This is a genomic window from Pseudoduganella sp. jia 9, assembly GCF_055502615.1.
The window spans coordinates 124,247-150,472 of the sequence record NZ_JBUPWE010000003.1; the positions used below are offsets into that span (position 1 = coordinate 124,247).

Below are 26,226 nucleotides of genomic sequence, written 5' to 3' on the forward strand. Positions count from 1 at the left end.
TATCTGCCCGTACAAAAATGTAAGCGAAATATACGTGAATGGCAGTTCCCGGACAAGCCTGTTCGGCTCACCATGGCGTTTTCAATCGCGCTGGCCCGGTCCGGACCAGCCTCACCTGGAATCAAGACATGAACAAGCTGAAAGACAAAGTCGCCGTCGTCACGGGCGCTTCCAAAGGTATCGGCGCCGGCATTGCCCGCCAGCTCGCGGCGGACGGCGCGAAGGTCGTCGTCAATTACGCCTCGAGCAGGAGCGGTGCCGACAAGGTGGTGGCCGACATCGAAGCCGCTGGCGGGACAGCCGTGGCGGTGGGCGCCGATGTCACCGGGCAGGCGGAGGCCGAGTCCCTGGTCAGGGCGGCAATCGATCACTTCGGGCGCCTGGACATCGTCGTGAACAACGCCGGCATCTACCAGCTGGCCAAAGTCGAAGACACTACCGAAGAGCTCTATCGCAAGCAGTTCGATATCAACGTTCTGGGTCCGCTGCTGGTCATTCGCGCAGCCGCGCCATACCTGGGCAAGGGCAGCAGCATCATCAACATCAGTTCCAATGTCACACGCGTTCTTCCTCAAGGAAGTGCGATCTATACCGGTACGAAGGGCGCAATCGATGCCATCACCGGTGTGCTGTCGCGCGAACTCGGGCCGCGCGGCATCCGTGTCAATGCCGTGAACCCCGGCATGATCGAAACCGAAGGCACCCACGCCGCCGGGGCGATAGGCTCCGATTTCCAGGCCTGGTACGAGAGCCTGACGCCGCTCGGACGCATTGGCCAGGTGCGGGACATTGCGCCGATCGTTTCCTTTCTCGCGTCGGAAGATGCTGGCTGGGTGACTGGCGAGATCATCCTGGGTTCGGGCGGCATGCGCTGAGATGCCGGTTTTGTAAGGAACACATGTCGCAGAATAATCCCGCCCCACCCGAGCCGCGCCGCTGGGCCATGTTCGCCGTCCTGCTGGTCGGATCCTTCCTGCCGCCGCTCGACTTCTTCATCGTCAACGTGGCGCTGCCTTCCATCCAGGGCGATCTCGGCACCTCGTCCTCGGCCGAGCAGATGGTCATTTCCTCCTATGCCGCGCTGTATGCGGTGACCCTGATCACCGGTGGGCGCCTGGGTGACCTGTTCGGCCGCAGCCGGGTGTTCTTCGTCGGCCTGATCGGCTTCACCGCCGCCTCGCTGCTGTGCGGTTTTGCCTGGTCGCCCTGGGTCCTGATCGCCGGGCGCGCCCTGCAGGGCATCACCGCCGCGGTCATGGCGCCGCAGGCACTCGCCTGCGTGGGAGCGATCTTCCCGGAATCCGACAAGCCGCTGGCGCTCAGCCTGTACGGCGCAGTGTTCGGCCTGGCCTCGGTCATCGGACAGGCGCTGGGCGGCGTCCTGATCGCGCTGGACCTGTTCGGCATGGGATGGCGCGCGGTCTTCCTGGTCAACCTGCCGGTGGCCATCCTGGTAGTCCTGTTCGGCATCCGGCTCTTGAAGCAGGCCGGCGAGCAGGAGTCGGGCAGGCTGGACCCGGGCGGCATGGTCTTGTCGATGCTGACGCTGGCGCTGCTGATCGTGCCGCTGATCGAAGGCCGCGAGGCCGGATGGCCGTGGTGGTCCTGGCTGTCACTGGGCGCGGCGCCGCTGCTGGCCCGGTTCTTCTGGCGCTACGAAAGCCGGCTTGCGCAGGCCGGCGGGGCGCCCCTCGTCAATCCCGCGGCCCTGCGGGCACCGGGGCTGGGCCGCGCCCTCCTGATCGCCCTGTCTTTCTATTCGATCGCTTCCTTCTTCCTGCTGTTCTCGGTCTATCTGCAGAAGGCCCTGCACTTCAGCGCCCTGGATGCCGGCCTGGTCTTCCTGCCTTTCGGCGCCGGCTTCCTGCTGGGGCCTTTGTCCACGCCTTATTTCCGCCGGCACCTCGGCGAATGGGTCAATCCGATCGGCATGGGACTGGAAACCGCCGGCTTCCTTGGCCTGGCATGGCTGATCTCCGCGACGCCGGACAGCATGGCGCCGGCATCCACCCCGCTCGCCGTGCTGCTGTTCTTCATCGGCTCTGGACAAGGGCTCGGCATGCCGACGCTGATGAAAATGATCACGGGCCGCGTGGCGCCCGCCTACTCCGGCATGATCGCCGGCATCGCCAGCTCGACCCTGCAGGTGAGCACCGCGCTCAGCGTGGCCCTGATCGGCGGGATCTTCTACACCGTCCTCGGCGGACGAGACGACCCGGCGGCGATCTCTCACGCCTTCGTGGTCGCCGCCCTGTGCATCGCCTTCTGCCTCGGCGCCGGAGTACTGCTGGGCATGACCCTGGCCCGCCGCGCCGCCGTTTCCACGCAAGGCCGGGTGTCCGGCGCCTGATCTACCGCCGTTTTCAAGGAGCTGTTCATGTCAAATCGGTGACCGTTCGACCAGAACCATTGTCTGACCTCATGTTGAGACACTTTATGTATATCAGGAGGCGAATTGGGCGCAGCCGATGTCGCGCGGTGTTGAAGGTGCTGGAGCAAGTCCAGCTTTCAGGTGAGGAGATCGCTCTGTTGCAGGGCGTTCTTGCCAATCTTGTCCTGCCCGGCCAATGCCTGCGCCTGATTGGGGCGGCCGCGGGGAAGCAGTCGTGCCCCGACTGCGGAGGAAATCGTTGCCACCGCAGTGGCCACGCCAACGGCTTGCAGCGCTATCGCTGCGCCGCCTGCCGGCGGAGTTTCAACGCCCTGACCGGCACGCCGCTGGCCCGCCTGCGGCTACCAGACAAATGACTACATCGCGTCCATTGGTAATTTTATCGATTGAATCGGTCCAGGCTTGTCCCAGGCTTAAACCGCAGCGACACCGCCATCGACAAAGAGTTCATGTCCAGCGACAAAGCTGCTCTCGCTTGATGCCAAGAAGAGAACTGCTCGCGCTACCTCGTTCGGTTCTCCCAGCCGCCCAAGCGGAACACTTCTATTCAGTGTCTCCTCGACTCCCGGCTGCGAGTCAAGATAGCTTCGTATCAGACGTGTTTCGGTACCACCCGGCGAGACTACGTTCACGCGTATGCCTCGCTCCTTAAGGTCATTTGTCCAGCTGCGCGCGAACGAGCGCACCGCTGCCTTGCTGGCGTTATAAAGAGACTGACTTGGCAGGCCTTTGCTGCCAGCGATAGAGCCGTTGAGGACGACAGTACCTCCCGCTGCCATCAGCGGTAGTGCTTTCTGCACAGTGAACACCATGCCTTTTACATTGATGTTGAAGATGGAGTCGAAATGCGTATCGTCGATCGTCTCGAGTGGAACGACCTCGTAGATTCCGGCATTGGCGAATACCACATCGACCTTCTGGTGATCGTACTGGATCTGCTCGTAAAGCCGAGCGACATCGGCAGCGCTGGTGACGTCACCCTGCACGCCGACCGCCCCATGGCCGATCTCTTCCACGGCCTCCTCGAGCATTCCTTGCCGTCGCCCTGTGATGTACACCTTCGCACCTTCGATAGCGAACAATTTCGCTGTTGCGAGGCCGATGCCGTCAGTGCCGCCTGTTATCACCACGACTTTGTTTTCGAAACGTTTCGTCATTTCCTGGATCCCATTCTCATAAGTGGAGGATTGCTCCACTTATAATATGGAGGTATCCTCCACTTGACAAGCAAAAGAGGAAAAAAGTTGAGTGATGAGCATGCCCTCCGGGCCGACGCGCAGAAAAATCGCGAACGTATCCTTGCTGCTGCAGAGGAGCTTTTCCTGGAAAAAGGAGCAGGCGTCTCGCTGGAGGAAGTTGCGAAGCGGGCAGGCGTTGGTATCGGTACACTCTATCGTCGCTTTCCAACGCGTGAGGCACTGTTGGCCGCTACCAGCAATGAGCGTTTCATGTCGCTGGCGGAGAGCAGCCGTGCGCGCGATCCGGATCTGACTCCCAGTGACGGGTTACGAGCTTATCTTGAAGAACTTGCCAGGAATACAAGCATTTATCGCAGCCTTGCTGCTTCACTCGGAACTGTTATTCAATGCGGGACGCCCGGATGCAATGCGGTCATGGCGGAAGGACATCGGCTGCTTCAGTGTGGACAAGATGCGGGCAGCATCCGCCCTGATGTCACATACGAGGATTTGATTTACGTGGTGACTGCCATTTCCATTGCAATCGAGAATGATCGTTCATCAAAATCGCGTATTGGCCATCTGGTGGATTTGTTTCTGAATGGCATAGGCGAAAAAGGTTCGCACTAGCCACGGATTCCGTCACTGTCTTCGGTAGTCGTTCAATGGAACCTAGCCGATTGTTCGATCGATTGGTCTTCTGGTGTCAGTAACTCGCGACAATTCAGACGCGGAGACATCGAGGAAGTGGATTGTTCCTTCAAGCCGGTCTTCGATAAAGACGTCGCCACATGCCGTCACCATGTATGGCCGCATAGCATTGACAACCAGCCATGTCCATTCGTCCAATATGGACTCTTTGGCTGTAGAACTGAGCCTAACGACGAGAATGTCTATGGATATCGACTGATGCTGGAACATCGTCCATCCAACTGATGAGAAATGAGACAACGGTGGGAACAGCCGCTGTGCTGTCGTACAGCAAGGGGCATACCAGTGCCGAGACGGCAAGCGCTCCAGGCGGCCCCGTCCAGGCCACCTGTAATGAATCCCTGAGCGTCTGAGCAATAAGATTGCATGGCCCGACTTTAGCGCTCGATCTCAGTGCTGGACTACACCTCGTCCGCCATGATCTGCTGCGCCACGTTGTCGACCGTCACCGGGCTGTCGAAAAAAATCACTGTAGGCTCGACGCCGTATTTTTCGGCGACGAAGGCGTGCCATGCCTCCGTGTACAGCGCCTCGGCTTCCGCCCGCGAGTTTCACAGATACACGCCGCCGGCCGTGGCGCCATCCTCGGACAACACGTAGTGCTTCCTGAGCAGGCCCGGCACGCCCTGGTACGTGGGGGCCGTGCTGAGATAGATACGGCGTGCTTCCTCCGCGGCGATCGGTTGCGGCAACTTGAAAGCAGTGATGGTGATGATCATGCGGCCTCCTGGTGGCGGGTTGGAACGTCAGCGGCCCTTCAAAGATACGTGCCTTGCGGTTTCGGCTTGTTCGGCAGCGGAATGCGCTCGGTCTCGCCCGGTACCTGCGGGAAGCGGTCCGCCTCCCAGTCCTCGGCCGCCTGCGCCAGGCGCTCCTTCGACGACGACACGAAATTCCAGAACATGTAGCGGTGCCCGTCCAGCGGCGCGCCGCCGATGACGACGAAGCGGGTATCCGCGGCCGTCGCGGTGACTCGCGGCGCGGTCGACGTGTCGAGCAGCGCCATCGCGTTCGCGGCAACCGCGATGCCGTCGACGTCGACGCTGCCGGCCACCGGGTAGATCGCCGCCTCGGCGGGCAAGGCGTGCAGCACCAGTTCGGCGCCCTGTTCCAGCGCGACGTCCAGGTACAGTGTTTCCATGTAGGTGGGCACCGGCGACGTGCAGCCGAACGCGGAACCGATCAGCACGCGCACGGTGGCGCCATCGACCGTGAGTTCGGGAATGCTGGAAGCCGGCGTGTGCGAGAAACTTGGCTCGTCTTCCTCGTTCGCCTTCGGCAGCGCCGCCCACAGCTGCAAGCCGTGCATCCGGTGCGGATGGCCTTTCAGGTCGAGCGGTGCGCGCTCGGAGTGAACGATGCCGCTGCCCGCCGTCATCCAGTTGATCGCGCCGGGCTCGATGCGCTGGTAGGTGCCCACGCTGTCGCGGTGGTCCATCGCGCCTTCGAACAGATACGTGACGGTGGCCAGCCCGATGTGCGGGTGCGGCCGCACATCGTGGTTGGCGTCGAGCGGCACGTCGAGCGGGCCGAAGTGATCGAAAAAGATGAACGGGCCGACGGCCTGCTTGATCACCGAAGGCAGGTAGCGGCGCACGATGAAGCCGCCGCCCAGGTCCTTGTCGTGGCCCTTGATCAGGTGTGCGATATTCATGATGCCTGCTCCAGCGTGGTGGTGACTTCGGTGCTCACGGCCGTCATCAGCTTGTGCACCGGGCACTTCTCGGCCACCGACAGCAATTCGGCACGCTGCGCCTCCGACAGGTCGCCGGTCAGGTGCAGCTTCACGGCCAGGCGGTACACGCCCTTGCGCTCTTCACTGTCGTCGCGCGTGGTGGTGACCTGGATATCGTCGACGGGAATGTTCTTGCGCTTCGCGTACCACAGCACCGTCAGCGCCTTGCAGGACGACAGCGCGGCATCGTACAGGTCGTGCGGCGACGGGCCGGCATCGGCGCCGCCCTCTTCCGGCGACACGTCGGCCGGGACCAGGTGGTTGCGCACATGGACGATGTGGCGCATCGGTTGGGTGGAGTCGCGGCGTACGGTGATGGACATCGGGGTTCCTTGCAGGGTAGTTAAGCTTATCGGACTGATAGTGGACTATAAGCCGATCCGCGCGCCGTGCCTACTCCCGGAATGGGGAATAGTCTGTCGCAGATTCGTGCCGCCGCATGCGCATCACCCCAGCCTGCGCGCCACCCTGAAGCCCACCACGTCGTTCGACAGCAGCGCCGAAAAGCCGTTGCGCGCCGCCGAGCGGACGTAGCGGGGCGGGTACAGCCAGGCGCCGCCGCGCACCATGCGCCGGTCCGGGTCGGCGTTTGTTCCCCGGCCCGCTTCCCTGCCTGCCTCGCCAGCTTCTCCCGCGTCTTCCCAGGCGCTGCCGTCGAGCGGCGCGCCGGTGTAGTCGTCGTGCGCCATGTCCTGCGTCCATTCCCACACGTTGCCGTGCATGTCGTACAGGCCCCAGGCGTTCGGCTGGAAGCTGCCGACCTTGCTGGTGCCGCCGCGGAAATCGCCGCGCACCCCGTTGCCATACGTGAAATGGCCGTCGTAGTTCGCATACTCGGTGCCGATTTCGTCGCCGCACGAGAACGCCGTGCGGGTGCCCGCGCGGCAGGCGTACTCCCACTCCGCCTCGCTCGGCAGGCGGTACACCGCACCGGTCATCATCGACAGCCAGCGCACATACTGCTGCGCATCGTGCCAGCTGACGTTGACCACCGGGTGCCAGTCGTCCTGCTCGAAGCCGGGCTGGGTCCAGTCGATGTCGAGCTGCGGCTGCCACGCCGTGGCACGCACGAAGCGGCGCCATTCGCCCACGGTGACCGGGTAGCGCCCCAGCGCGAACGAACGCTCGATGGCCACCCAGTGCGCCGGCAGTTCGCGCGCCAGCCAGGACGGCTGCGAGCCGGCCTTGCGCGCCACCACGTGTTCGTGTTCGGTGCCGCCCATCTGGAAGCGGCCGGTCGGGATCAGCACCAGGTCCGGGCCGACGGCGCTGCCGTCCAGGAAGCGGTCGCGCAGCACGCCGCTGGCGTCGGCCACCGGGCTCGCCGCGGTCGGCATCAGCGCCGACAGCTCGGCCGCGTGGCGGGCCGCCTGGTCGCGGCGCGCGCGTTCCTGTTCCGCCCGGTAGGCGGCCTGCGCCTTCAACAGGGCGGCCTTGCGCTGCTTTTCCTCCTCGATGGCGCGGGCCTTCGCCGCATCGGCTTCGCGCCGCGCCAGCAATTGCTGGCGCAGCTGCTCCTTGCGCGCCTGGGCCGCCGCTTCCGCTTCGAGCCGGCGCTGTTTCTCGCGCTGCAGTTCCTCCACGCGGCGCGCCTGCTCTTCCCTCAGCTTCTTCGCAGCCTCGGCCTGCGCCTCCGCGCGGCGCCGCGCCGCCAGTTCCATGTTCCGCTGCAGTTCCAGCCTGCGCTGCTCTTCCGCCCCGGCGGCGCGCGCCTGCTCCATCGCACGCTGCTCGGCATGCAGGCGTTCCTCGGCTTCCTTCAGGCGGGCGCGCTGCCGCTCGTGTTCGCGTCGCTCCGCGGCCAGTTGCGCCGCTGCCGCCTGCGCCGCCAATTCTTCGGCCGACGGGCCGGCCGCACGCCGCAGCGCGTCGAGCAGCGCAGTCACGCTGTCGAAGCGTTGCTCGGGGTCGAACGCAAAACCCTGCTGCAGCACCTGCCACTGCGCGTCGTTCAGGCCCGGCGGAGGCGCGACCTCGTGCTGGGCGGAGCGGGATTCATCGAACGGCATCGCGCCGGCAAGCATCTGGTACACCATCACCGCGACCGCATGGACATCCAGCCGCGGCAAGGGCCGGGCCTGCTGGGTCCCGGTTTCCGGCGCGCGATAGCCGGCCGTGCCGGCGTTCGGCACCTCCGGCAGGCCGGCTGTCGCATCGCGCGAGCGGGCCGCGATGCCGAAGTCCAGCAGCTTGATGTCGCCCTGCGCGGTGAGGAACACATTGCCCGGCTTGAGGTCGCGGTGCACCAGGTGGTGCCGCTCCCACGCATATTGCAGCGCGCTGGCCACGGGCCGCAGGATGCGTTCGACTTCGCCGAACGGCACCGGCCCGTGGCTGGCCAGCCAGGCGTCCAGGTCCTGCCCGTCGAGGCATTCCATGATGATGAAGTAGCTGGCCGTGGCCGGGTCCTGCGCCCATTCGTAGACGCGCACGATGCTGTCGTGCGCCAGCCGGCGCGCCTGCGTGGCTTCCTCGACCAGCAGGCGGGCGTGGGCCGGGCTTTGCGTCAGCTGCGGCGGCAGGATCTTGACGGCCACCTGCTCGCTGTGCCCCAGTTCCGCGTGTGTCGCGAGATCGGTGGCCTGCCACACCTGGCCCATGCCGCCCATGCCGATCAGCCGTTCCAGCCGGTAGCGGCGGTGCTGCGGGCCGATTTCCTGGCCGGCCATCAGCCCCAGCTCGGTACCTTGCCGGGCCGGCGGCGGCGCGGTGCCGCCGGGCGTGTACTCGGCGTCCAGGATGGCGTTCTTGCGCCGCTCGAATTCTTCCGCGGAGAGCAGTCCGTCGTCATGGAGGGCGCGCAGTTCGCGGATCTTGTCCCTTGCCGTTTGCATCGATACGCAGCCGTTCCTTCAGCGCCGCAGCGGCACGCCGCATTCCGCACAGAATTTCGCATCCCGGTCCGGCGGCAGCCGGTGGCCGTTGATGCAGGCCGCCGCATTCTGCTGGCCGCCCTGTTGCGCCGGGGCGTGGTGATGATGGACCGGCGCGCCGGCCTGGGCAACGCCCACCCCGAGCTGCATTTGCGAGGCCAGCGCGTTGGCGTGGGTGGCGTTCTGCAATTTCAGCAGTTCGAGCTGGTGCTGGCGGTCCCTGTCCTGCCGGGCATCGGCCTGGACCCGTTCGTCGGCCAGGGCCTGCTGCGCCATCCGCATCGCCTCCAGCGGCGTGACGCTGTTCTCGGCGCCGACCACCTGCGCCAGCGCCTGCAGCTGGTCGGCGCTCATTTCCGACTGCGTGCGCACCTTCAGCAACTGGGCCAGCGCCTGCGCGTTGGCGGTGGGCGCCAGCGCCACCTTGCCGGTGTCGGACAGGTTGCCGATCGTGCCGAGCCGCTCGATCTCGATGCGCGCCAGCTCGGCGGCATGGTTCTGCTGCGCCACCAGCGTTTCGTATGCGGAGCGGGCACGCGCGTAGCGTTCCTCGCGCTCCAGCTCCATCCGGCGCAGCTCCTGCTGCCACTGCGCCTCGTGCTCGCGCAGCTTCAGAGCCAGCCGGCTCTCCTCCGCTTCGTGCGCGATGGTATTGACCTGGCGCTGGGCCATGCCGTCGGCCTCGATGGTGCGCAGCAGCTTTTCGTGCTGGGCCAGCGCCTCGGCACTGGCGCCGCCGCGCCGCAGTTCGTCGAGCCGGGCGGCGATGCCGGCCGCTTCCACCTGCGACGACGCGTCCTTGACGGCCTCGCCACGCGACAGCTCGCGGCGTTTCGCCAGGTGCAGGTCTTCTTCCCAGTCGCGGATGCGTTCCGCCTCGCGCCGGCGTGCCAGGTTGGCCAGCGTGGCCGCCTGCAGGCGGCCCTGGTGGTGTTCCGCCTCGATCTCGCCTTCGCGGCGCTGGGCCGCCAGGTGCGCCTGCTGCAGCCGCTGCGATTCGGCGCGCCGGGCCGCTTCGTCCTCGATCGCCAGCGCCTGTTCCATCTGGTTGCGGATCTGCTGCACATGCAGCTGGTGGCTGAAGCGCTGCTTCGCCAGCGCGCGCTGTTCCACCGCTTCCTGCTGCGCCACTTCGAGCTCGGTGCGCATGCGGATCTGGGCCAGCTGGCGCACGTGCTCCCAGTCCGCGGTTGCACCGGCCTGCCCGGCCGCCTGCCGCGCCAGCTCGTGTTCCAGCTCGGCGGCGGCGGCGCCGGCGCCCCGCTCGATCGCTGCCTTGCGCGTACGCGATTCGACGATGCGCGCATACAGTTCGATCTCGCGCGCCCGTATCGCCTGCATCCGCTCGCTCTCGCGCAGCGACAGCTCGGCCTTGTCCACGGCCGCATCCTGGCGCAGCTCGGCGCGGCGGTAGTCGTTGCGCGCCTGCTGTTCCGCGCGCGCCAGCGCCAGCCATTCTTCCTCGCTGTACAGCTCGTCGAGGTGCCTTGCATGTTCGAGCTGCACGTGGCGCTCGTCGGCCACCAGCCACAGGGTGCCCACGCGCGCGCGATTGGCGTCGTACTTGTCGTGGCGCAGCTGCAGCGTTTCCACCTGCACGGCTGCCAGCCCGAACTCGGCCAGGCGCAGCTTCAACGATGCCTGCAGGCGTTCGTCGAGCTGCTGCCGCAGTTCGTTATTGGCGCTCATTTCGCGGATCGACCGGGCGCCGACGAACTCGGCGGCGATCTGCCACACCGACTGCTGCAGCAGTTCGCCCAGGTGCCGCGTGGTGACGGTGCCCGGCGCCGTCATGAAATGCTGGGCGAACGCCGCCACGTGCTCGACCTTGATGCCCACCGAGAAACTGGCGCTGATCTTCAGGTGCTCGGCGGTATGCAGGTCCGCCAGCTCGAACGGCACCGGCAGCGGCTGCATGCGGGTGATCAGGATCTCGGCATGCTGGTCGCGCAGCAGGTTGTTGAGGCGCTGGAAAAAACCTTCCAGCTCGTACTCGCCCTGCGGCACTTCGGTCGCGGTACTGCCTTGCAGGATGTAGGCACGGGTGGTGGGCGGCACGCGCAGCGTCTTGGTGAAGATGCCGGACAGTTCGCGCATGCCGAAATAGACGGCCAGCTCGTCGTCGGCGGGCACCCAGCGGTTCTCCACCAGCACCGGTTCGCTGCGCGGCGTGCCCAGCGACAGGCCGCATTGCGCACAATAGCCGGCGGCACCGTTGCGTTGACCGCAGCGCGGGCATTTGATACCACCGATACCGAACATCTTGAACATGTCAGCTTCCTCCCAGTTTTCACCATGAGCCCTGCCGATTCTAACAGGCGGCCCACCCTTGTCGTGCTGCACGCGACGATTTTCAGATCAGCCCGATGCGGTCGACGCAGGCGCATGACGCCCCCTTCGCCCGCAATGCGTCGCGCCAGCCCGGCGGCAATGTTTCGCGCCAGGCGCCCGGCAACAGCACCCTGTCGCCGGGCGCCGCCTCGGCCAGGATCAGCGCCAGCTTGGCCTCGCGCCCGGCCACCGCTTCGACCAGGCCGGCATGCCACGCCGTCGAGCTGCCGGTGGCGATCAGCCGGCCGCGCGGCACGAAGTCGCGGCCCCGGGCCAGCCGGTCCGCCATGACCAGTGCCAGCTGATACGAAGTGCCCGTGAAGCGCGGCTCGCCGAACCGCACCGCGGTGCGCCAGCGGCCGAGTCCCCGGCCATCGGCATGGCGCGCGCCCGCCAGCGCCTGCCGCACGGCCAGTTGCGCGGCCGCGTCGACGCCGGGCACGGCGATCGTGTCCTCCTCCTCCGCACCGCCGGCAAGATCGGCGCCGGCCAGCGGGCTGACGCTGACCTCCACCCACGCCAGCGCGTCGTTGATGCCGCCGCTGTGCAGCGGGAACCAGGCGCGCACCGCCGACACCGATGCCGCCGGGTCGGCATGCCCGGTCAGCGCGCCCAGGTGCGGCAGGCCGGCACCGCCGAGCAGCAGTTCGGTGCCGGCCGAATCTGCGCCTGGCTCGGCGTCGGGCTCCCCGGCCGGGCCGGTGGGCGGCAGCGCGGGCGGGGCATCGTAGCCATCCACGCGGCCCAGCTGCCAGGCATCGGACCAGCCGAGCGCGATCACCTCCCGCGTGCCTTGCGGCGGACGCCATATGCCCCGTGCCATCCGGTCCGCCAGCACGGCGGCCAGTTCCCAGTTGCGCTCCCCCTTTTCCGGGGCGCCGTCGATGCCGAGCACCAGCTGCACCCGGCTGTCCAGCCGCGCTTCGGTCAGGCGCGCCAGGCGTACCACTTCCGCCATCCGCTCGCCCAGCGCGGGCGCGCCCGGCACGACGCATTTCACGTCCGCCCGGTTGGCACGCGGGCGCACGGTGGCGGTGACGGCCAGCACACGGCCGTCGCGCAGCACGGTGCGGCAGGTAGTGGGGGCGGCGATGCGGCCATCGCCGGCCGGGACCGCGGCATGGCCGCTTGCGGGATGCTTGCTCACAGGCTCGGCTCCCGGCGTTCGTCGCCGGCATTGGCACGGCGCGCGGCCAGGTGAAATGCGCAGTTCGCGACGATGCGATCGATCTCGTCGTCGCCGTCGCCACCGCCCGCCAGCTTCATGTGCGCCAGCGCGGCCCACAGCTCGTCCAGCGCACGCATCGCCTCCATGCTGGCGCAAGCCAGGCGGCGCTGCCCGTCCACGGCACGGCGGCGGCCCGGCGCCGACCACGCCAGCGCGGGCATCGTATTGACCTCCAGCGCGGCCAGGCCGAGCTGCTGGAGCTGGGCCTGCCGGACCGCGAAGGCCGGTGCCGGCAGCAGCCGCAAGGCGCGCGTCGCCTCGGGCAATTCCAGGAACAGGCGGCGCAGCGCGGCGGCATCGTCCGCCGCGGCGGTCGATTCATGGGGCGATTCGTGGGCCGATTCATGGAACGACTGATGGGACGACTCATGGTACGACTCATGGGCCGAATCGCGTGCCGGCTCATGCCGCGATTCACACGCCACACCGGCTGCCGCCCCGGGTGCCGCCGCCATTGCCGGCGGATCTGACGGCCTTCCTGCCTGCGCCGGCACCGGTCCGGCAGCCGGCGGCAACGGAGCCGCCGCGGTGGCGCGGCGGCGCAACATGCCGGCATAGTCCACGTCGTCCAGCCCGATGGGCACGCAATCGTCCACCGTGATACCGAAGCGCATGTACAGCAATTCGTCGAGGCCGGCGCGGAACGCATTCCACTCGTCCAGCGACGTGCAGGGCGGCAGGTCCAGCGAGCCGCCCGCCAGCGCCGCGCGCAGCGCCGCTTCGAGGCGGCCCGCCAGGTCCGCCAGCGGCAGGCTGCCGGACTGCCCGGCCACCTCGCTGAACAGGAACAGGTCGAAGCGCTGGCGTGCCAGCCGGGGATCGGCGGTGTCGATCACGAAGGCCAGCCGCAGGCCCACTTCGGGGGCGCCGGCGAACGGCACCAGCGCGACCGCATGCGGGCCCGGCATGAACCACCACGCCGTTTCGGCCTTGCCGGCAGCGCCCGCGACCTTGTGCCGGGCGCCGGACGCGCGATCGGCCGGGGACTGGCGGCGCGCCTGCCCGTCCGCGCCGAACACCACGACGGTGGCGCCGGACGGCACGGGGGAGGCATCGCACAGCGCCGCCACCGGCGTATCCGCGCCGGCGATCGTGCCGGTGGGCCGGCTTCCTTCCGCCCCATCCAGGAACGGCTCCCGTCGTTCGTTCATGGCGCGGCCAGCGCCGTGACGGCGAACGTGGCGCCGTGCCGCTGCAGGTGATCGGCCGGCGCCGCCGCGAATGGCCAGGCGTGCTCGCATTCGCCGTCGGCATCCAGGCGGCCCTGCAGCAGCGTGGCGCCGGTGCCGTCGGTCACCCGCAGCAGGGTGCGTTCGCGCAGCAGGCCGGCGGCAACCGGCGCCGCCGCATCGAGCGCCAGCACCACCCGCCAGCCCGTCCCCGATACAATGAAGTGCAGGGTCCAGAGGCCGTCGTCGGTCGCCAGTGCTGGCACGTCGCCGCTGGCGGCCGCGCGCAGCATGCCGCTGGACGACTGCCAGGCGCCGCGCCGGCGCGCCAGCGCCAGGTGGCGGAAACGCCGCAGCGTGGCCGGCGAGCCGTTCAGCGCGGCCAGTTCGCCGGGGCTCAGGGGCCGCGTGCCGTCCAGCGCGGCCAGCAGCGTGGCATCGGCCAGCATCAGGCGGTCGCCGGGTACCGGGCGCGCCAGCAGCAGCCGCTCGCGCAGCCTTGCATCAAGATTCATCGTGTTCTCCAGTCAGGCCGGCCAGGCGCTCGAGTGCCGCGTTGCGCCGCTTGCGCAGCGTCGGCACGGACATGCCGCCGCGCTGCGCCAGAGCCTGCAACGTGGGCAGCTCGCGCGTCTCGCCGTCCAGCCAGTCGTCGGGGTAGCTGTCGTCCGCGGGCCCCAGCAGTTTCAGGTACACCGCCAGCCGCACCGGCAGCGCTTCGTCGTTCAGCGTGGCCAGCGCGGCGGCGTGGGCCGGCACATCATCATAGCCGGGGGCGGCGCAAACCGCGCCACTGTCTTCGTCCTCCGCGCCATGGGCAGGCGGCGGCAGGATGCGGTCGGCGCCGTCGTGCGGGCTGGCCGCCGCCGCGACGCGATCGAGTTCGTCCAGCCAGGCGGCGGCGTCTTCGCCGTCGCGGCGCCAGCCGTCGCCGCCGTCGTCGCGGTTGGCGGACAGCTCCTCGTAGTCGCCGATCTCGGCCAGCATCGCGGCGATCTTGCCGGCGCCGTTGCGCAGGCTGGCGAAGCGCTTGGATTTCGTGTGCAGCGGCCCGGGTGCCCCGGTGAACTGTTCCAGCGTGGCGCTCCAGTTGATCACCCAGGCCGCCTGGCACAGCGCGATCGACTTCATCCGGCGTATTTCGATCGGCATGCCATCCGCCTCGCGGCCGAGGATCGCCGCCACCTGCTGCGCGGTGCCCGGCCAGCCGGCGAACACCTGGGCGATCGCCGCGTACGCCATGTCGAGCATGCGGTAGGTGTAGATGCGGTTCGGCGTGCAGGGCTGGCCGGTCGCGGCCTGGTAGTTATCGGCGTCGACCTTGTCGCGCAGCGTGGCGAACATGTCGTTGACCTTCTTGCGCAGCAGCGTATCGCCGGCGGCGTGCTCCCAGAACGGCCCTTCCTTCGCATGCGCGGCGGCGACGGCGGCCGCGAACGCCGCGAAGAACGCCGGCTGCGCCTGCAATTCGAACAGCAGCGCCAGCGCCAGGTCGCCGACACTGTCGCCATAGCTGTTGCCGGGCACGGCGCCACGCAGCGACCGGCCTGCGCTGCGCAAGCCGTGGGCTACCGCGTCGGTGTACCAGTCCAGCATCGCCGCATGCCGCGCCGGGTCGAGCAGGTGCGCCAGGTCGCATTGCCGGAAAGCGAGCAGCGACGCATGCCCGAGCAATTTCCGCACCGCTTCCCAGCCGGGTTCCTGGTAGCGCGTTCCTGGCAGCCTCATAACATCCGAAGAATGAATAACAACGCCCATCATGCCATGGCCGGGCACGGCCCGTTCGCGCGTGGATGGCCTCATTTACCCTTCAGTTCATTCTTTGCTCCAGCGCCATTGCCGGCGCCCTGCCCGGCAAGGGCGTCCAGCAGCGCCGCCACGGCCGGGGCGGCGTGGTCGCCCCCGGTGCCGCCGGAGTGGCTGGCATGGACGGCAAAGGCAAGCCGGTGCCGCTGGCCCGGCAGGCTGCCCGGTTCCAGCCAGCCGGTGAACCATACGGTGGCGCTGCCCTCGCCGGTGGGCGCGGTGCCGGTCTTGCCGAACAGCCCGGCGCGCACGGTACGCGGCAGGCGGCGGAACGCGCCCGCCGCCGTGCCGGCATCGACCACGCCCTTCATGCCGGCGCGAATGCGGTCCAGGCGCACATCCAGCCGTTGCGGCGCGGCCGCCACAGCCGAGCGGCCATCGAGCTCCAGCAGCAGGCGCGGCGCGACGGTAGCGCCTTGCCCGATCGCGCCCGCCGCCAGTGCCATCTGCAATGGCGTGGCCTGCATGCGCAGGCCGATGCTCATCTGGCGCAGTTCGTGGCGCGTGTGGACCGGGTCGATGCGGGCCGGCGTGGCCTGCAAGGCATCGTAGTCGTTCCAGCGGAAATCGGCGGGCAGCAGGCCGCCGTCCAGCCGCAGCGGGCGGGTGAAGCCGAGCCGGCGCGCCGCGGCCACGATCGGGCGGGCCCCGTCGAGCGCACCGGCTTCCAGCGGCTGTACGTCGGGGGCGCCGCCTTCGGCACGGCCGGCCAGCGTCTTGTCCGACAGCTCGCCGGTCCACGCGAACCACGTGTTCAGGCTGTAGGCGAGCGCTTCGGCCAGTCCGAGCCGCCCGCCGTGCGCCCGGTGGTCGATGCCCTGTTCGCGGTAGTTCGTCACGAAGGCGCCGCGCGCGCCGGCCGGATAGGTGGCGGCGCCGGTGGCGAAGTCGAAACCGCGTTCGCGCGCCAGCGCGTTGATCGCCGGCAGCGGCGGGCCGGCCAGCAAGGCGTCGAGCTGGCGGTCCTGGCGGGCGGCCAGTTCGAGGCCCAGCGCGCTGACGATCTTGAAGGTGGAGCCGGGACTGTGGTGGGCGCCGCCATCGTGCTGCAGCGCCGGCAGGCGCAGCGGGCTGCCGGCCGGGTTGGCCCGGTCCAGCGCGCGTGCCTCCAGCCAGTTGCCCGCGTCGACGGTCGGCTGCCCGGTGCCGGCGGCCGCCAGGATGTCGCCGTTCTCCGCGTCGAGCACGATCAGGCCGGCCTTGCGCCGCGAAGGCGCCGCCGTGGCGCCTTCGCATCCGGCGCCGGACCAGCGGCCGCGCTGCTGCGCCACGCAATCGAGCACCCGTTGCGCCAGTGCCTGCAGCGGCAGGTCGAGCGACAGGCGCGCACGCGAGCCCGCCTGGCCCGCGCGCGCCAGCATGCCGGCGATGCCGGCGCCGTGTTCCGGGCCGATGCCGAGCAGCGGCGCCAGGCCGGCGCGGGCGGCAGCGCCGGTGAATGCATCGCCGGTCCACAGCGGCGTGCCGTTGCGGTCGGCCAGCAAGGCCGGCCCGGCACCGGGATTCTGGCCCGGATTCTGGCCCGGATTCGTGGCCGGATTCGTGGCCGGATTCGTAGCCGGATTCGTAGCCGGACTCGTGCCCGGATTTCCGCTCGCATCCGGTGCGCCGCGATAGGCCGGATCGGCAAGCGGCTGCCAGACGATCCGGTTCGCCACCACGCGCAGGTGGCGGTAGCGCAGGTCGCCCGGCCGTTCCAGGTTGCGCGCATCGAGCGGTGCCAGCGCCAGCACGATGCGGCGCGCGCCCGGCTGCGCCCGCAGGTGCAACTCCTGCACATCGTCCGGCGCGGTGCATGCGCGGCCGTCGCACGCGGCGCGCGCCTGCACCGCCGCGCCCTCGATCCTCAGCATGCGCCCGGCCACCAGCAGCACCAGCGATTCGCTTCCCGTGGCGGGGTGCGGCAGGTCGAGCGACAGGCGTGCCAGCGCCGCGCCGGCCGGCAACGCCGCCAGCCGGGTCCACGGCTGCCAGCCCTGCGGCAGCGTGGCGAACAGGCGCGCCGCCTGCGGCGCCATGGATTCCGTTGCCGGGCCGTCGGCACGCCAGCGCGAGGCGTCGCCGGTGCGCACGCGCCACGCCAGCAGCGCGCGCTCGCTGTTGTACAGCGCCACCTGCTGGCGCACGTAGCTGCCGTCGGCCTGGCGGTACAGCCGGCGCAGCAGCGCGGCGCCGGCATCGTCGATACGCACGTGGTCCCACGCGGCCAGGTCGGCGGCCCGCTGCCGTGCCGGCGCGGCGCGCCAGGCCGGCAGATCCCGCGGCGCCAGCAGGATGGCGCCATCCTCGGCCAGCCGCACCAGGCCGCGCGCCTGCAAGGCGGCAAACAGCGTTTCGTCTTCCAGTGCCCGCGCCGGCACCGCCTCCAACGCGTGGTTCCCGGGCCACAGCCATGCCGTCGCGCTCGCGCCATGCGCCGCGAATGCGGTGACCCGGGCCCTGCCGCGCTGCGCCGCATCGGGCGCGTAGAGGCGCGCCACCAGTTCGCCGGCGCGCGGGCAGGCGGCGGCAGGACGGCGTACCAGGTGCAGTGCGCCGCCTTCCCATGCCAGCCAGCCTTCGTCGCGCAGCGCCACGGTGCCGGCGGCGCCGCTGACGATGCCTTCGCCGCCGTTGCCGAGCCAGCGGGCCGGTGCGCCGCTCCATGCCAGTTGCAGCGGCAGTCCGGCCTGGCCGGTGATACGCAACAGCGGCATTGCGGCCGTGAGCGGCGATCCTTCCGTCACCAGCAGCGCGCCGCGCGGTGTCCGACCGGCGCCGGCAAAGTGCTGCCCCAGCAGCAGCGGGACCATCCGGCCGTCCGGTCCGGCCGGGTGGCGGCACAGGTCGACCCGCACCGGGGTCTCGGGCCGCATCCGGCTGGCCACGACGAGCGCGCCGCCGGGCTGCGCCAGCATCGTCACGCCCGGCGCCTCCGGAACCTCGAACCGGGCACCCGGCACCACCGGCTGCAGCGGCGCCGCCGCGCGCAGCGCACCGGCATCCGCGGCCGTTGCCGCGGGGCCCAGCCGCAGCGCGTTCACGCCCAGCAGCACTGCCCCCAGCAGCACGCAGGCGGCCGCCGCGAGCAGCGCCCACGGCACCCTGCGCGGCCCGGCCAGGTTCCTGCCGCGCCGCCAGGCACGGCGGCGTTGCTCGACGATATTGGTAAGCGGATGGGCCATGCCGCCCCCTAGCCGGGGGCAGTGGAAACGCTGCCGGAAACAACTCGGAAACACTCCCGATACAAGCGCGAAACATGCGGTAGCAAACCTTCGCGATTTGTAAGAAACTGAAATGGGTTTTCGTGCTGGAAACCGTGCGCGCTATAGTGGTTTCAACGGGGCACAGGCCGCCGCCGGCAGAGAACATAACATTCGGAGAAATACCATGATCAGGACCTCACTCATCGCAGCAGCCGCCATCGCCCTCGGCGCCGCCGCGTTCGCGGCACCGGCGCAGGCACAGGTCGGCGTCAACATCATCATCGGCTCGGCGCCGCCGCCACTGCGCTGGGAAGCGCGGCCGCCGCCCCGCCACGGTTATGTGTGGGCGCCCGGTTACTGGAACTGGAATGGCCATCGCCACGTATGGATGGACGGGCACTGGCTGGCGGAGCGTCCCGGCTACGCGTATGCGCCGCCGCGCTGGGTGGAATACGGCGGCCGCTGGCGCTATGAAGAGGCGCGCTGGAACCGTCACGGTCCGCGCGGCGACCTCGATCGCGACGGCGTGCCGAACCGCTTCGACCGCGACCGCGACGGCGATGGCAGGCCGAACTGGGCCGACCGCGATCCGAACCGCTACGGCCGTGGCCACGACCGCGGCCATGACCGGAGTTATTACGACCGCGGCCACGATCGCGGCCACGCCTACTACGGCAACGGACCGCGCCGCGACCAGGACCGCGACGGCATCCCGAACCGGCATGACCGCGACCGCGATGGCGACGGCGTGCCGAACCGCTACGACCACCGGCCGGAAAATCCGCATCGCCGCTAGCGAAGCAAGCGTAAAAAATGCCATCCGCCCGGATGGCATTTTATTTTCCCGCTGCTGGCCGCTGTAGAATCGGCGCTTTTTCCCGCTCCGATGACCGCCCTGCCCCCGACTCCCCGCGCCCTTGCCCAGGCCCGCGCCGCCGCTGAAAAGCTGGCACGCCAGCCGGTGCCGCCTTCGCCATCCGCCTGGCGCGGCTGGTTCGACGGTTCCGCAACGCCGAATCCGGGCCGGATCGGCATCGGCGCGCTGCTGCTGGGACCGGAAGGGGAACGGATCGAGATCAGCCGCCGTGCCGGCGAAGGGACCAGCGGCGATGCCGAATACCTGGCGCTGGTCGCGCTGCTGGAAGCGGCAGTGGAAGCGGGAGCGAGAGAACTGGCCGTCTACGGCGACAGCCAGGTGGTGGTGCAGGACGTCCTGATGAGCGGCGTGCCCGGCGCCAGGGGACTGGAACAGTACCGTGCCCGCGCCGTGGCGCTGATGGCGCGGCTGGACCGGGTGGCGCTGCGCTGGCTGCCGCGCCACCGCAACGGCGCCGCCGACGCGCTATCGCAGCGCGCGATCGGCGGCTGACCGGGTCAGAACTCTTCCCAGTCCGCCTCGGCCGCCTTTGGCGCGGCCGGCTTGCGCGCGGCAATTGCCGGGCGTGCTGTTGCCTTCGGCGCCATGGCGACCGCCTTGCGCGCCACGGGCGCGGCGGGCGCCTGCGCCGGCGACGCCGCCGCACCCGTGCGGAACACGCTGACCACTTCGGCCAGCGCGCTGGCCTGCTGCTGCATCGATTCCGCGGCGGCGGCCGATTGCTCGACCAGCGCGGCATTCTGCTGCGTCACCGCGTCCATCTGCACGATCGCGCCGTTGACTTCCTCGATGCCGGTACTCTGCTCGACGCTGGCGGCGGTGATTTCGCCGATCACGTCGGACACGCGGCGTACGCTGGCCACGATTTCGTCCATCGAGTTGCCGGCCTGCGTGACGAGGCGGCTGCCTTCGGCCACTTCGCTCACCGAAGCGCCGATCAGTTCCTTGATTTCCCGTGCCGCCGCGGCGCTGCGCTGCGCCAGGTTGCGCACCTCGCCCGCCACCACCGCGAAGCCGCGGCCCTGTTCGCCCGCGCGCGCCGCCTCGACGGCCGCATTCAGCGCCAGGATATTGGTCTGGAAGGCGATGCCGTCGATCGTGCCGATGATGTCGACGATCTTCTTCGACGCCGCATCGATCGAATTCATCTTCCCCACCACCTGCTGCACCACGTCGCCGCCCTTGGCCGCGGCGCCGGCCGCCGCGGCGGCCATCTGGTTGGCCTGGCGCGCGTTGTCGGCATTGGTGCGCACGGTCGACGTCAGTTCTTCCATCGTCGACGCGGTTTCCTCCAGCGCGCCGGCCTGCTGCTCGGTACGGGCCGACAGGTCGTGGTTGCCGGCGGCGATTTCGGTGGACGCGACCTTGATGTTTTCGGTACCGCTGCGTACCTCGGTGACGATGTTGAACAGCGCCTGGTTCATGTCGCCCAGCGCGCGCAGCAGCGTGCCGGTTTCATCGGTACCGGCCGCTTCGATACGGCCGGTCAGGTCCCCACCGGCCACCCGCGTCGCCGCATCCACGGCCTGGCGCAGCGGCCGCGTGATGCCGACCGTCAGCCACCACGCGCTGGCCGAGCCGAACACCAGCACGGCCAGCGCCAGGGCGATCACGATCGTGCGGCTGCGCTCATTGATGCCGGCGATCTGGGCGGCCGTCTCGTCGATGCGGATACGCTCCAGCTTCAGCAGGTCCTTGACCATTTCCTGGTATTTCGCGGCACCCGGCACGAACACCGATTCGAAGATCCGCGCGGCCTCGTCCAGCTCACCGCCGGCCTTCAGCTTCGCCACCTGGTCGCGCGAACTCAGGTAGATCTTGCGCTGGTCCATGATCTTCGCGAACAGCACTTTCTCCTCGTCCGCGACGAGCAGCCCCTCGATGTCCTTCTGCAGTGCGGACGACGAGGCCGACGAACGCTTGCTCTCGTCGGCGAAGTAGGCCGCCAGCGCGGTGTCCGACGACTTGGCAATCGCCGTCGTGCGGCGGATCGCGCTGTCGATATTGCTGTACCAGTCGCTGATCATGCGCTCCTTCGCCAGCGGCGAAGCCATCATGTGATGCGTGGCCCGGGCCACGTCATTGAGCCGCCACAGCGCGATGGCGGAAATCACGATCGCCAGCGCGATGGTGATGGCAAAGCCCAGGCCGAGCCGCTTGCCGATGGGAAGGTTGCGCAGGATGTTCATGGTTGACCTCCGGTCAGGCGGCGATGCGTTCGATCAGGCCCATCTCTTCGCTCGACATCATGCGGTCGATGTCGACGAGGATCAGCATGCGCTCGTCGACCGTGCCCAGGCCGACGATGTGCTCGGTGTTCAGCGACGAACCCAGGTCAGGGGCCGGCTTGATCTGCTCCGGCGCCAGCGTGGTCACGTCGGACACCGCGTCGACCACCATGCCCACCACGCGGTTGCCGATGTTCAGGATGATGACGACGGTGAATGGGCCGTATTCCGGCGTGCCCAGCGCGAAGCGGATGCGCATGTCGACGATCGGCACGATGATGCCGCGCAGGTTGATCACGCCCTTGACGAACTCCGGCGCGCTGGCGATCCGTGTCGGCGCTTCGTAATTGCGGATCTCGCTGACTTTCTGGATGTCGATGCCATATTCTTCCTTGCCCAGGGTGAAGGCAAGGTATTCGGCCGGGGTGGTGGTGCTGGCGGTGTCGGTCATTGTTGTTCCTGTTGAAGACGATGCGAATGATGCGAAATGTTACCTCAGGCCAAGTTTTAACGCACCAAAAATTCCATGCGGCAACGCCAAACACGGCAAAAAATTGCCCAAATTACAGCAAAAGCGTTTCATTCGTGGCACAATGCGACGACCGCCGCATTGACCTGAACATGACAACAACGAATTCCCCGCTGGCCAGCTGGCACCCGAAGCTGGCCGCGATCGCGGCCGCCATTTCCGGAGACGATGGCGCCCACGACACCAATCACCTGCACCGCGTCTGGCGCAATGCCACCCTGCTGCTGCCCGATCACCCCGAGGCCGATGCGCTCGTGGTGCTGGCCGCATGCTATCTGCACGATATCGTCAACCTGCCGAAGAACCATCCGGAGCGGCACCTGGCGTCCCGCCAGGCTGCCCGCGAAGCGACACGCGTACTGGCGGGAGCGCAATTCCCGCCCGGGCTGCTGCCCGCCGTGGCGCACGCGATCGAAACCCACAGTTTTTCCGCCGGGCTGGTGCCTGCCACGATCGAAGCGAAGATCGTGCAGGATGCCGACCGGCTGGATGCGCTGGGTGCCGTCGGGCTGGCGCGCATGTTCTACACCGCGGGCCGCATGGGCTCCGGGCTGGCGCACGGCACCGACCCGGCCGGCCTGGACCGGGCGCTCGACGACAAGGCTTACTCGCTCGACCACATTGCCGTCAAGCTGGCCACGCTGCCCGGCACGATGCAGACCGCCGCGGCCCGGCGCCTCGGCGAAGAACGGCTGCGCGCCCTGACGGCGTTCCGCGACCAGTTCGTCGCCGAATGGTCCGCGCCGGCCTGACGCCATGATGCGCTTCCCGGTCCGCCCCGCAGCCGGCCATGGCGCGGCCACCAGGCTGCTGTCGGCCACCGTGCTTTGCCTGGCTGTGCAAGCCGCGCACGCGGATGGCGAAGGCCACGTGCGCGCGCTGCGCGAACGCACCGATATCGTGATCCGCGCCGATCACACGATGGAACAGACCGTCGACTACACGTGGCGCGCCGTGGATGCCACCGGCGCCGGCTCGCTCGGCCAGCAATACGTGAACTGGGATGCACGCCGCCAGACGCTGGAACTGCTTGCCGCCGAGACGATCCCCGCCAGCGGCACGCCGATCCCGGTCGATGCGTCGGCGATCCAGATCCAGGACGGCATCCTGGGCGGCGTGTCGTTCCCGGAGAAGCGGCTGTTGCAGGTGACGTTCCCGCAACTGGCCGCCGGCGACGCGATCCGCCTGCGCTACCGCCTCGTACAGAAGGTGCCGGAACTGCCGGGCGGCATGTCGCACGTGATGTTCCTGCAAACCGACGTGATCCGCGACGACAGCGAGATCACCGTGCGCTATCCGCGCGCGCTGCCGCTGAAAGTCGCGCAGTACGGCCTGGCGCAGCAGCAGGAGGAGAAAGCCGTCGCCGGCGGCGACGGGGTGCTGCGCTGGCGCTACCGCAGCACCGGCACCGGCACCTCCGAGCCGAACGCGGCCAACGGCTGGCGCCGCACGCCGCACCTGATGCTGTCCACCTTCGCCGACTGGCAGTCGATCGCCGACGCCTATGAACAGGGTGCGGCGCCGAAGGCGGCCGTCACGCCGGCCATCCGCGCGCTGGCGGAAGAAGTGGCCGGCCGCGCCGGCACGCCGCGCGAGCAGGCGCGCCTGCTGTATGACTGGGTGCGCGCCAATGTGCGCTACGTGGCCAGCTATGTCGGCGACGGCGGCTGGGTGCCCAACGATGCCGGCACCGTGCTGCAGCGCCGCTACGGCGACTGCAAGGATCACGTGGCGCTGCTCGAAGCGCTGCTGGCCGCACGCGGCATCGCGGCCTCGCCCGTGCTGCTGCGCGCCGACGGCGAGAACTTCACGCTGCCGGACATTCCGGTGATGTGGTTCGACCACGCCATCAGCTACCTGCCGGCGCTGGACGTTTTCCTCGACTCCACCGACGATGCGATGCCGTTCGGCCTGCTGCCCGACAACGATGCCGGCAAGCCGGCACTGGCCACGCGGCTGGCCCCGGCGCTGCGCCGCACGCCGCTGCCGGACCCGTACAGCTTCCGCGTCGAACGCAAGGTCACGCTGAAGGTGGCGCTGGACGGTTCGGCCGAACGCATCACCGATATCGTCGGCCATGGCCGCAATGCGGTGGCGGTACGCCAGTTCGTCGACAGCGTGGTAGCCGCCGGTACCGCCGACTGGGTGCGGCGCACGATGGCATCCAATGGCTACGAGGGCGACGGCAGCGTGGAACTGCTGCCGCAGCCGGAGTCGAAGTCGGATGCGGAGTCGGACAGGCTGGGCGTGCGCTATACGGAACGGATCCGCAACTACGTCAGCCAGCCGGAGGCCGGCGTGCTGTCGTTCCTGCCGGGGATGAACGGGCCGGTGCCGCTGGCCGGGTTCGCCGGCCGCTTTGCCGACCGCGAGCGCCAGTACGATGCGCGCTGCGAACCGTTCGCCGTGGAAGACAGCATGACGATCGAACTGCCCGCCGCGATGCAGGTGCTGTACGTGCCGAAGAACCTGTCGATCCGCCAGGACGGGCTGGATTACCAGGCCACCTATTCGCGCGAAGGCATGCGCTATCACCTGGCACGCCGCATGGTGGCCGGTAACCAGCGCGGCTGGTGCACGCCGCAGGAATACCAGGCGCTGCGCCCCGCCATGAACCGCATCAGCCGCGCCATGCACGGCAGGCTGGTGTTCGTGCTGAACGACACCGACGTGGCTGCCGCCACGGCCGAGCCATGAAGGACGACGCCGTTCCAGCCGTGCCAGCCCCGCCCGCCGATCCGGCCGGACCGGCAAAGCCGAGCCCGCCCGTCAACCTGAATTTCGCGCTGCTGTGCGTGTTCATCGACATGCTGGGCGTCGGCCTGATCATTCCGGTGCTGCCGGTACTGGTGGGCGAGTTCGTCTCCGCGCGCGAGCAGCAGTCGCTGTGGTACGGCGCGCTGGGCGCCACGTTCGGACTGATGCAGTTCGTGTTCATGCCGATGCTGGGCGCCTTCAGCGACAAGGTCGGGCGCCGCCCCGTGCTGCTGTATTCGATGGTGGGCATGTCGCTGAACTTCCTCGTCACCGCCCTGGCGCCGAGCCTGGCGTGGCTGCTGGTCGGGCGCGTGATCGGCGGCATGTCCGCTGCCAGCATGTCGGTGGCATCGGCCTATGCGTCGGACATCTCGACGCCGGACAACCGGGCAAAGAGCTTCGGCAAGATCGGTGCCGCGTTCGGCATGGGCTTCATCGCCGGGCCGATGCTGGGCGGCGTGCTGGGCGGCATCGACCTGCACCTGCCGTTCTATGTGGCGGCCGGCATGTCGGCGGCCAACTTCGTCTACGGCTGGTTCTTCCTGCCCGAGTCGCTGCCGCCGGAACGGCGCGGCCAGTTTCCGCTGCATAAGCTCAATCCGCTGGGCGGCCTGATCAAGCTGTGGCGGCGCCGCGCCACGCGCGGCCTGGTGGTCGTGTTCGCGCTGGTGGCACTGGCGCAAACCATGCTGCACACCACGTGGGTGCTGTACACCACCTTCCGCTACGGCTGGTCGACCGCGCAGAACGGCATCGCCCTGTTTTGCGTGGGGGTGGCGTCCGTGGTCGTGCAGGCCGGCCTGCTGGGCGTGTTCATGAAACGCTTCGGCGAAGTGCGGCTGTCGCTGCTGGGGCTGTGCTCCGGCGCCTTGACCTACCTGCTGTACGGCCTGGCCACCGAGGGCTGGATGATGTATGTGCTCATCCTGTGCAACCTGCTGGCATTCGCCGCCGGGCCGGCACTGCAGGGCATCATCTCGAAGGCCACGCCGGCCACCGAGCAGGGCGAGCTGATGGGATCGCTGCACGCGATCAACAGCGTCGGCATCGTCATCATGCCGCTGATCGGCGGCTTCCTGCTGGCCAAGGTGAGCCACCTGCCGCCGTCGGACTGGCGCATCGGCGTCACGTTCTTCGTCAGCGCGGCGATGCAGGCGGCGGCGATCCTGGTGGCGCGGCGCTGGTTCCGCGACCACCACCAGACGCTGTAGCGGGCTGGCCGCGGGC

21 protein-coding genes and 1 pseudogene are annotated in these 26,226 nt (G+C 68.8%); 9 read left to right on the plus strand and 13 right to left on the minus strand.

Annotated features, from left to right (window positions below; genetic code table 11):
• Positions 1–128: 128 nt before the first annotated feature.
• The 3 genes and pseudogenes from ACY34H_RS03825 to ACY34H_RS03835 form a co-directional block, all read left to right on the plus strand.
• On the plus strand, positions 129–875 hold the full coding sequence (locus tag ACY34H_RS03825) for a glucose 1-dehydrogenase (protein ID WP_464976162.1): 747 nt from the start codon (positions 129–131) through the stop codon (positions 873–875).
• 23 nt (positions 876–898) lie between these two features.
• Complete coding sequence (locus tag ACY34H_RS03830; RefSeq protein WP_464976163.1) at positions 899–2,350, plus strand: MFS transporter; 1,452 nt, start codon at positions 899–901, stop codon at positions 2,348–2,350.
• Between the two features lie 257 nt (positions 2,351–2,607).
• A pseudogene (locus ACY34H_RS03835) lies at positions 2,608–2,733 on the plus strand (transposase); the annotation flags it as partial.
• A gap of 72 nt (positions 2,734–2,805) precedes the next feature.
• Here ACY34H_RS03835 and ACY34H_RS03840 read toward each other — a convergent pair.
• Entirely contained in the window at positions 2,806–3,549 is a 744-nt protein-coding gene (locus ACY34H_RS03840; RefSeq protein WP_464976164.1) for an SDR family NAD(P)-dependent oxidoreductase, read from the minus strand.
• An 87-nt stretch (positions 3,550–3,636) separates the two neighbouring features.
• Between ACY34H_RS03840 and ACY34H_RS03845 the strand changes: the two genes are divergently transcribed.
• Positions 3,637–4,200, plus strand: a complete 564-nt coding sequence (locus ACY34H_RS03845) for a TetR/AcrR family transcriptional regulator (protein WP_464976165.1) — start codon at positions 3,637–3,639, stop codon at positions 4,198–4,200.
• A 632-nt stretch (positions 4,201–4,832) separates the two neighbouring features.
• Here ACY34H_RS03845 and ACY34H_RS03850 read toward each other — a convergent pair.
• The 10 genes from ACY34H_RS03850 to ACY34H_RS03895 form a co-directional block, all read right to left on the minus strand.
• Entirely contained in the window at positions 4,833–5,000 is a 168-nt protein-coding gene (locus ACY34H_RS03850; protein ID WP_464976166.1) for a hypothetical protein, read from the minus strand.
• Between the two features lie 38 nt (positions 5,001–5,038).
• Positions 5,039–5,935 (minus strand): pirin family protein, encoded by an 897-nt coding sequence (locus ACY34H_RS03855; protein ID WP_464976167.1) that lies wholly within the window; start codon positions 5,933–5,935, stop codon positions 5,039–5,041.
• On the minus strand, positions 5,932–6,339 hold the full coding sequence (locus ACY34H_RS03860; RefSeq protein WP_464976168.1) for an OsmC family protein: 408 nt from the start codon (positions 6,337–6,339) through the stop codon (positions 5,932–5,934). The genes ACY34H_RS03855 and ACY34H_RS03860 overlap by 4 nt, the downstream gene beginning before the upstream one ends.
• A gap of 123 nt (positions 6,340–6,462) precedes the next feature.
• Positions 6,463–8,850, minus strand: coding sequence for an SUMF1/EgtB/PvdO family nonheme iron enzyme (locus ACY34H_RS03865; protein ID WP_464976169.1), 2,388 nt, complete (start codon positions 8,848–8,850; stop codon positions 6,463–6,465).
• A gap of 18 nt (positions 8,851–8,868) precedes the next feature.
• Positions 8,869–11,160, minus strand: coding sequence for a coiled-coil domain-containing protein (locus ACY34H_RS03870; protein ID WP_464976170.1), 2,292 nt, complete (start codon positions 11,158–11,160; stop codon positions 8,869–8,871).
• An 82-nt stretch (positions 11,161–11,242) separates the two neighbouring features.
• Positions 11,243–12,367, minus strand: a complete 1,125-nt coding sequence (locus ACY34H_RS03875; RefSeq protein ID WP_464976171.1) for a hypothetical protein — start codon at positions 12,365–12,367, stop codon at positions 11,243–11,245.
• Positions 12,364–13,599, minus strand: coding sequence for a hypothetical protein (locus ACY34H_RS03880; protein WP_464976172.1), 1,236 nt, complete (start codon positions 13,597–13,599; stop codon positions 12,364–12,366). The genes ACY34H_RS03875 and ACY34H_RS03880 overlap by 4 nt, the downstream gene beginning before the upstream one ends.
• Positions 13,596–14,132 carry a hypothetical protein gene (locus ACY34H_RS03885; RefSeq protein WP_464976173.1) on the minus strand — a complete coding sequence of 179 codons (537 nt, stop codon included), beginning with the start codon at positions 14,130–14,132 and terminating at the stop codon, positions 13,596–13,598. Before ACY34H_RS03885 ends, ACY34H_RS03880 begins: the two co-directional genes overlap by 4 nt.
• On the minus strand, positions 14,122–15,345 hold the full coding sequence (locus ACY34H_RS03890) for a hypothetical protein (protein WP_464976174.1): 1,224 nt from the start codon (positions 15,343–15,345) through the stop codon (positions 14,122–14,124). The genes ACY34H_RS03885 and ACY34H_RS03890 overlap by 11 nt, the downstream gene beginning before the upstream one ends.
• Positions 15,346–15,416: 71 nt before the next feature.
• On the minus strand, positions 15,417–18,587 hold the full coding sequence (locus tag ACY34H_RS03895; protein WP_464976175.1) for a penicillin-binding transpeptidase domain-containing protein: 3,171 nt from the start codon (positions 18,585–18,587) through the stop codon (positions 15,417–15,419).
• A gap of 205 nt (positions 18,588–18,792) precedes the next feature.
• Here ACY34H_RS03895 and ACY34H_RS03900 point away from each other — a divergent pair, with 205 nt between their 5' ends.
• Both ACY34H_RS03900 and ACY34H_RS03905 read left to right on the plus strand, forming a co-directional pair.
• Positions 18,793–19,404 (plus strand): YXWGXW repeat-containing protein, encoded by a 612-nt coding sequence (locus ACY34H_RS03900; RefSeq protein WP_464976176.1) that lies wholly within the window; start codon positions 18,793–18,795, stop codon positions 19,402–19,404.
• 90 nt (positions 19,405–19,494) lie between these two features.
• Positions 19,495–19,977 (plus strand): ribonuclease HI family protein, encoded by a 483-nt coding sequence (locus ACY34H_RS03905; RefSeq protein ID WP_464976177.1) that lies wholly within the window; start codon positions 19,495–19,497, stop codon positions 19,975–19,977.
• Between the two features lie 5 nt (positions 19,978–19,982).
• Here the strand turns inward: ACY34H_RS03905 and ACY34H_RS03910 are convergent, their stop codons facing one another.
• The gene (locus ACY34H_RS03910; RefSeq protein WP_464976178.1) at positions 19,983–21,674 is read right to left on the minus strand and encodes a methyl-accepting chemotaxis protein; all 1,692 of its coding nucleotides are present in this window, start codon (positions 21,672–21,674) and stop codon (positions 19,983–19,985) included.
• Positions 21,675–21,687: 13 nt separating this feature from the next.
• Positions 21,688–22,164, minus strand: a complete 477-nt coding sequence (locus ACY34H_RS03915) for a chemotaxis protein CheW (RefSeq protein WP_464976179.1) — start codon at positions 22,162–22,164, stop codon at positions 21,688–21,690.
• A 170-nt stretch (positions 22,165–22,334) separates the two neighbouring features.
• Between ACY34H_RS03915 and ACY34H_RS03920 the strand changes: the two genes are divergently transcribed.
• Genes ACY34H_RS03920 through ACY34H_RS03930 form a run of 3 tightly spaced genes read left to right on the plus strand, consistent with a single transcriptional unit; the run spans position 22,335 to position 26,210 of the window.
• Positions 22,335–22,994 carry an HD domain-containing protein gene (locus ACY34H_RS03920; protein WP_464976180.1) on the plus strand — a complete coding sequence of 220 codons (660 nt, stop codon included), beginning with the start codon at positions 22,335–22,337 and terminating at the stop codon, positions 22,992–22,994.
• Between the two features lie 4 nt (positions 22,995–22,998).
• Positions 22,999–24,939: a DUF3857 domain-containing transglutaminase family protein gene (locus tag ACY34H_RS03925; protein ID WP_464976181.1), complete on the plus strand. Its 1,941-nt coding sequence runs from the start codon at positions 22,999–23,001 to the stop codon at positions 24,937–24,939.
• Positions 24,936–26,210, plus strand: coding sequence for a TCR/Tet family MFS transporter (locus tag ACY34H_RS03930; RefSeq protein WP_464976182.1), 1,275 nt, complete (start codon positions 24,936–24,938; stop codon positions 26,208–26,210). Before ACY34H_RS03925 ends, ACY34H_RS03930 begins: the two co-directional genes overlap by 4 nt.
• Positions 26,211–26,226: the final 16 nt, after the last annotated feature.

Excerpts from the sequence above, each read along its gene's own strand:
- ACY34H_RS03825 (WP_464976162.1), top strand. The coding sequence starts at position 129 with ATGAACAAGCTGAAAGACAAAGTCGCCGTCGTCACGGGCGCTTCCAAA.
- ACY34H_RS03830 (WP_464976163.1), top strand. The coding sequence starts at position 899 with ATGTCGCAGAATAATCCCGCCCCACCCGAGCCGCGCCGCTGGGCCATG.
- ACY34H_RS03840 (WP_464976164.1), bottom strand. The coding sequence starts at position 3,549 with ATGACGAAACGTTTCGAAAACAAAGTCGTGGTGATAACAGGCGGCACT.
- ACY34H_RS03850 (WP_464976166.1), bottom strand. The coding sequence starts at position 5,000 with ATGATCATCACCATCACTGCTTTCAAGTTGCCGCAACCGATCGCCGCG.
- ACY34H_RS03855 (WP_464976167.1), bottom strand. The coding sequence starts at position 5,935 with ATGAATATCGCACACCTGATCAAGGGCCACGACAAGGACCTGGGCGGC.
- ACY34H_RS03860 (WP_464976168.1), bottom strand. The coding sequence starts at position 6,339 with ATGTCCATCACCGTACGCCGCGACTCCACCCAACCGATGCGCCACATC.
- ACY34H_RS03865 (WP_464976169.1), bottom strand. The coding sequence starts at position 8,850 with ATGCAAACGGCAAGGGACAAGATCCGCGAACTGCGCGCCCTCCATGAC.
- ACY34H_RS03870 (WP_464976170.1), bottom strand. The coding sequence starts at position 11,160 with ATGTTCAAGATGTTCGGTATCGGTGGTATCAAATGCCCGCGCTGCGGT.
- ACY34H_RS03880 (WP_464976172.1), bottom strand. The coding sequence starts at position 13,599 with ATGAACGAACGACGGGAGCCGTTCCTGGATGGGGCGGAAGGAAGCCGG.
- ACY34H_RS03885 (WP_464976173.1), bottom strand. The coding sequence starts at position 14,132 with ATGAATCTTGATGCAAGGCTGCGCGAGCGGCTGCTGCTGGCGCGCCCG.
- ACY34H_RS03890 (WP_464976174.1), bottom strand. The coding sequence starts at position 15,345 with ATGAGGCTGCCAGGAACGCGCTACCAGGAACCCGGCTGGGAAGCGGTG.
- ACY34H_RS03895 (WP_464976175.1), bottom strand. The coding sequence starts at position 18,587 with ATGGCCCATCCGCTTACCAATATCGTCGAGCAACGCCGCCGTGCCTGG.
- ACY34H_RS03900 (WP_464976176.1), top strand. The coding sequence starts at position 18,793 with ATGATCAGGACCTCACTCATCGCAGCAGCCGCCATCGCCCTCGGCGCC.
- ACY34H_RS03905 (WP_464976177.1), top strand. The coding sequence starts at position 19,495 with ATGACCGCCCTGCCCCCGACTCCCCGCGCCCTTGCCCAGGCCCGCGCC.
- ACY34H_RS03910 (WP_464976178.1), bottom strand. The coding sequence starts at position 21,674 with ATGAACATCCTGCGCAACCTTCCCATCGGCAAGCGGCTCGGCCTGGGC.
- ACY34H_RS03915 (WP_464976179.1), bottom strand. The coding sequence starts at position 22,164 with ATGACCGACACCGCCAGCACCACCACCCCGGCCGAATACCTTGCCTTC.
- ACY34H_RS03920 (WP_464976180.1), top strand. The coding sequence starts at position 22,335 with ATGACAACAACGAATTCCCCGCTGGCCAGCTGGCACCCGAAGCTGGCC.
- ACY34H_RS03925 (WP_464976181.1), top strand. The coding sequence starts at position 22,999 with ATGATGCGCTTCCCGGTCCGCCCCGCAGCCGGCCATGGCGCGGCCACC.
- ACY34H_RS03930 (WP_464976182.1), top strand. The coding sequence starts at position 24,936 with ATGAAGGACGACGCCGTTCCAGCCGTGCCAGCCCCGCCCGCCGATCCG.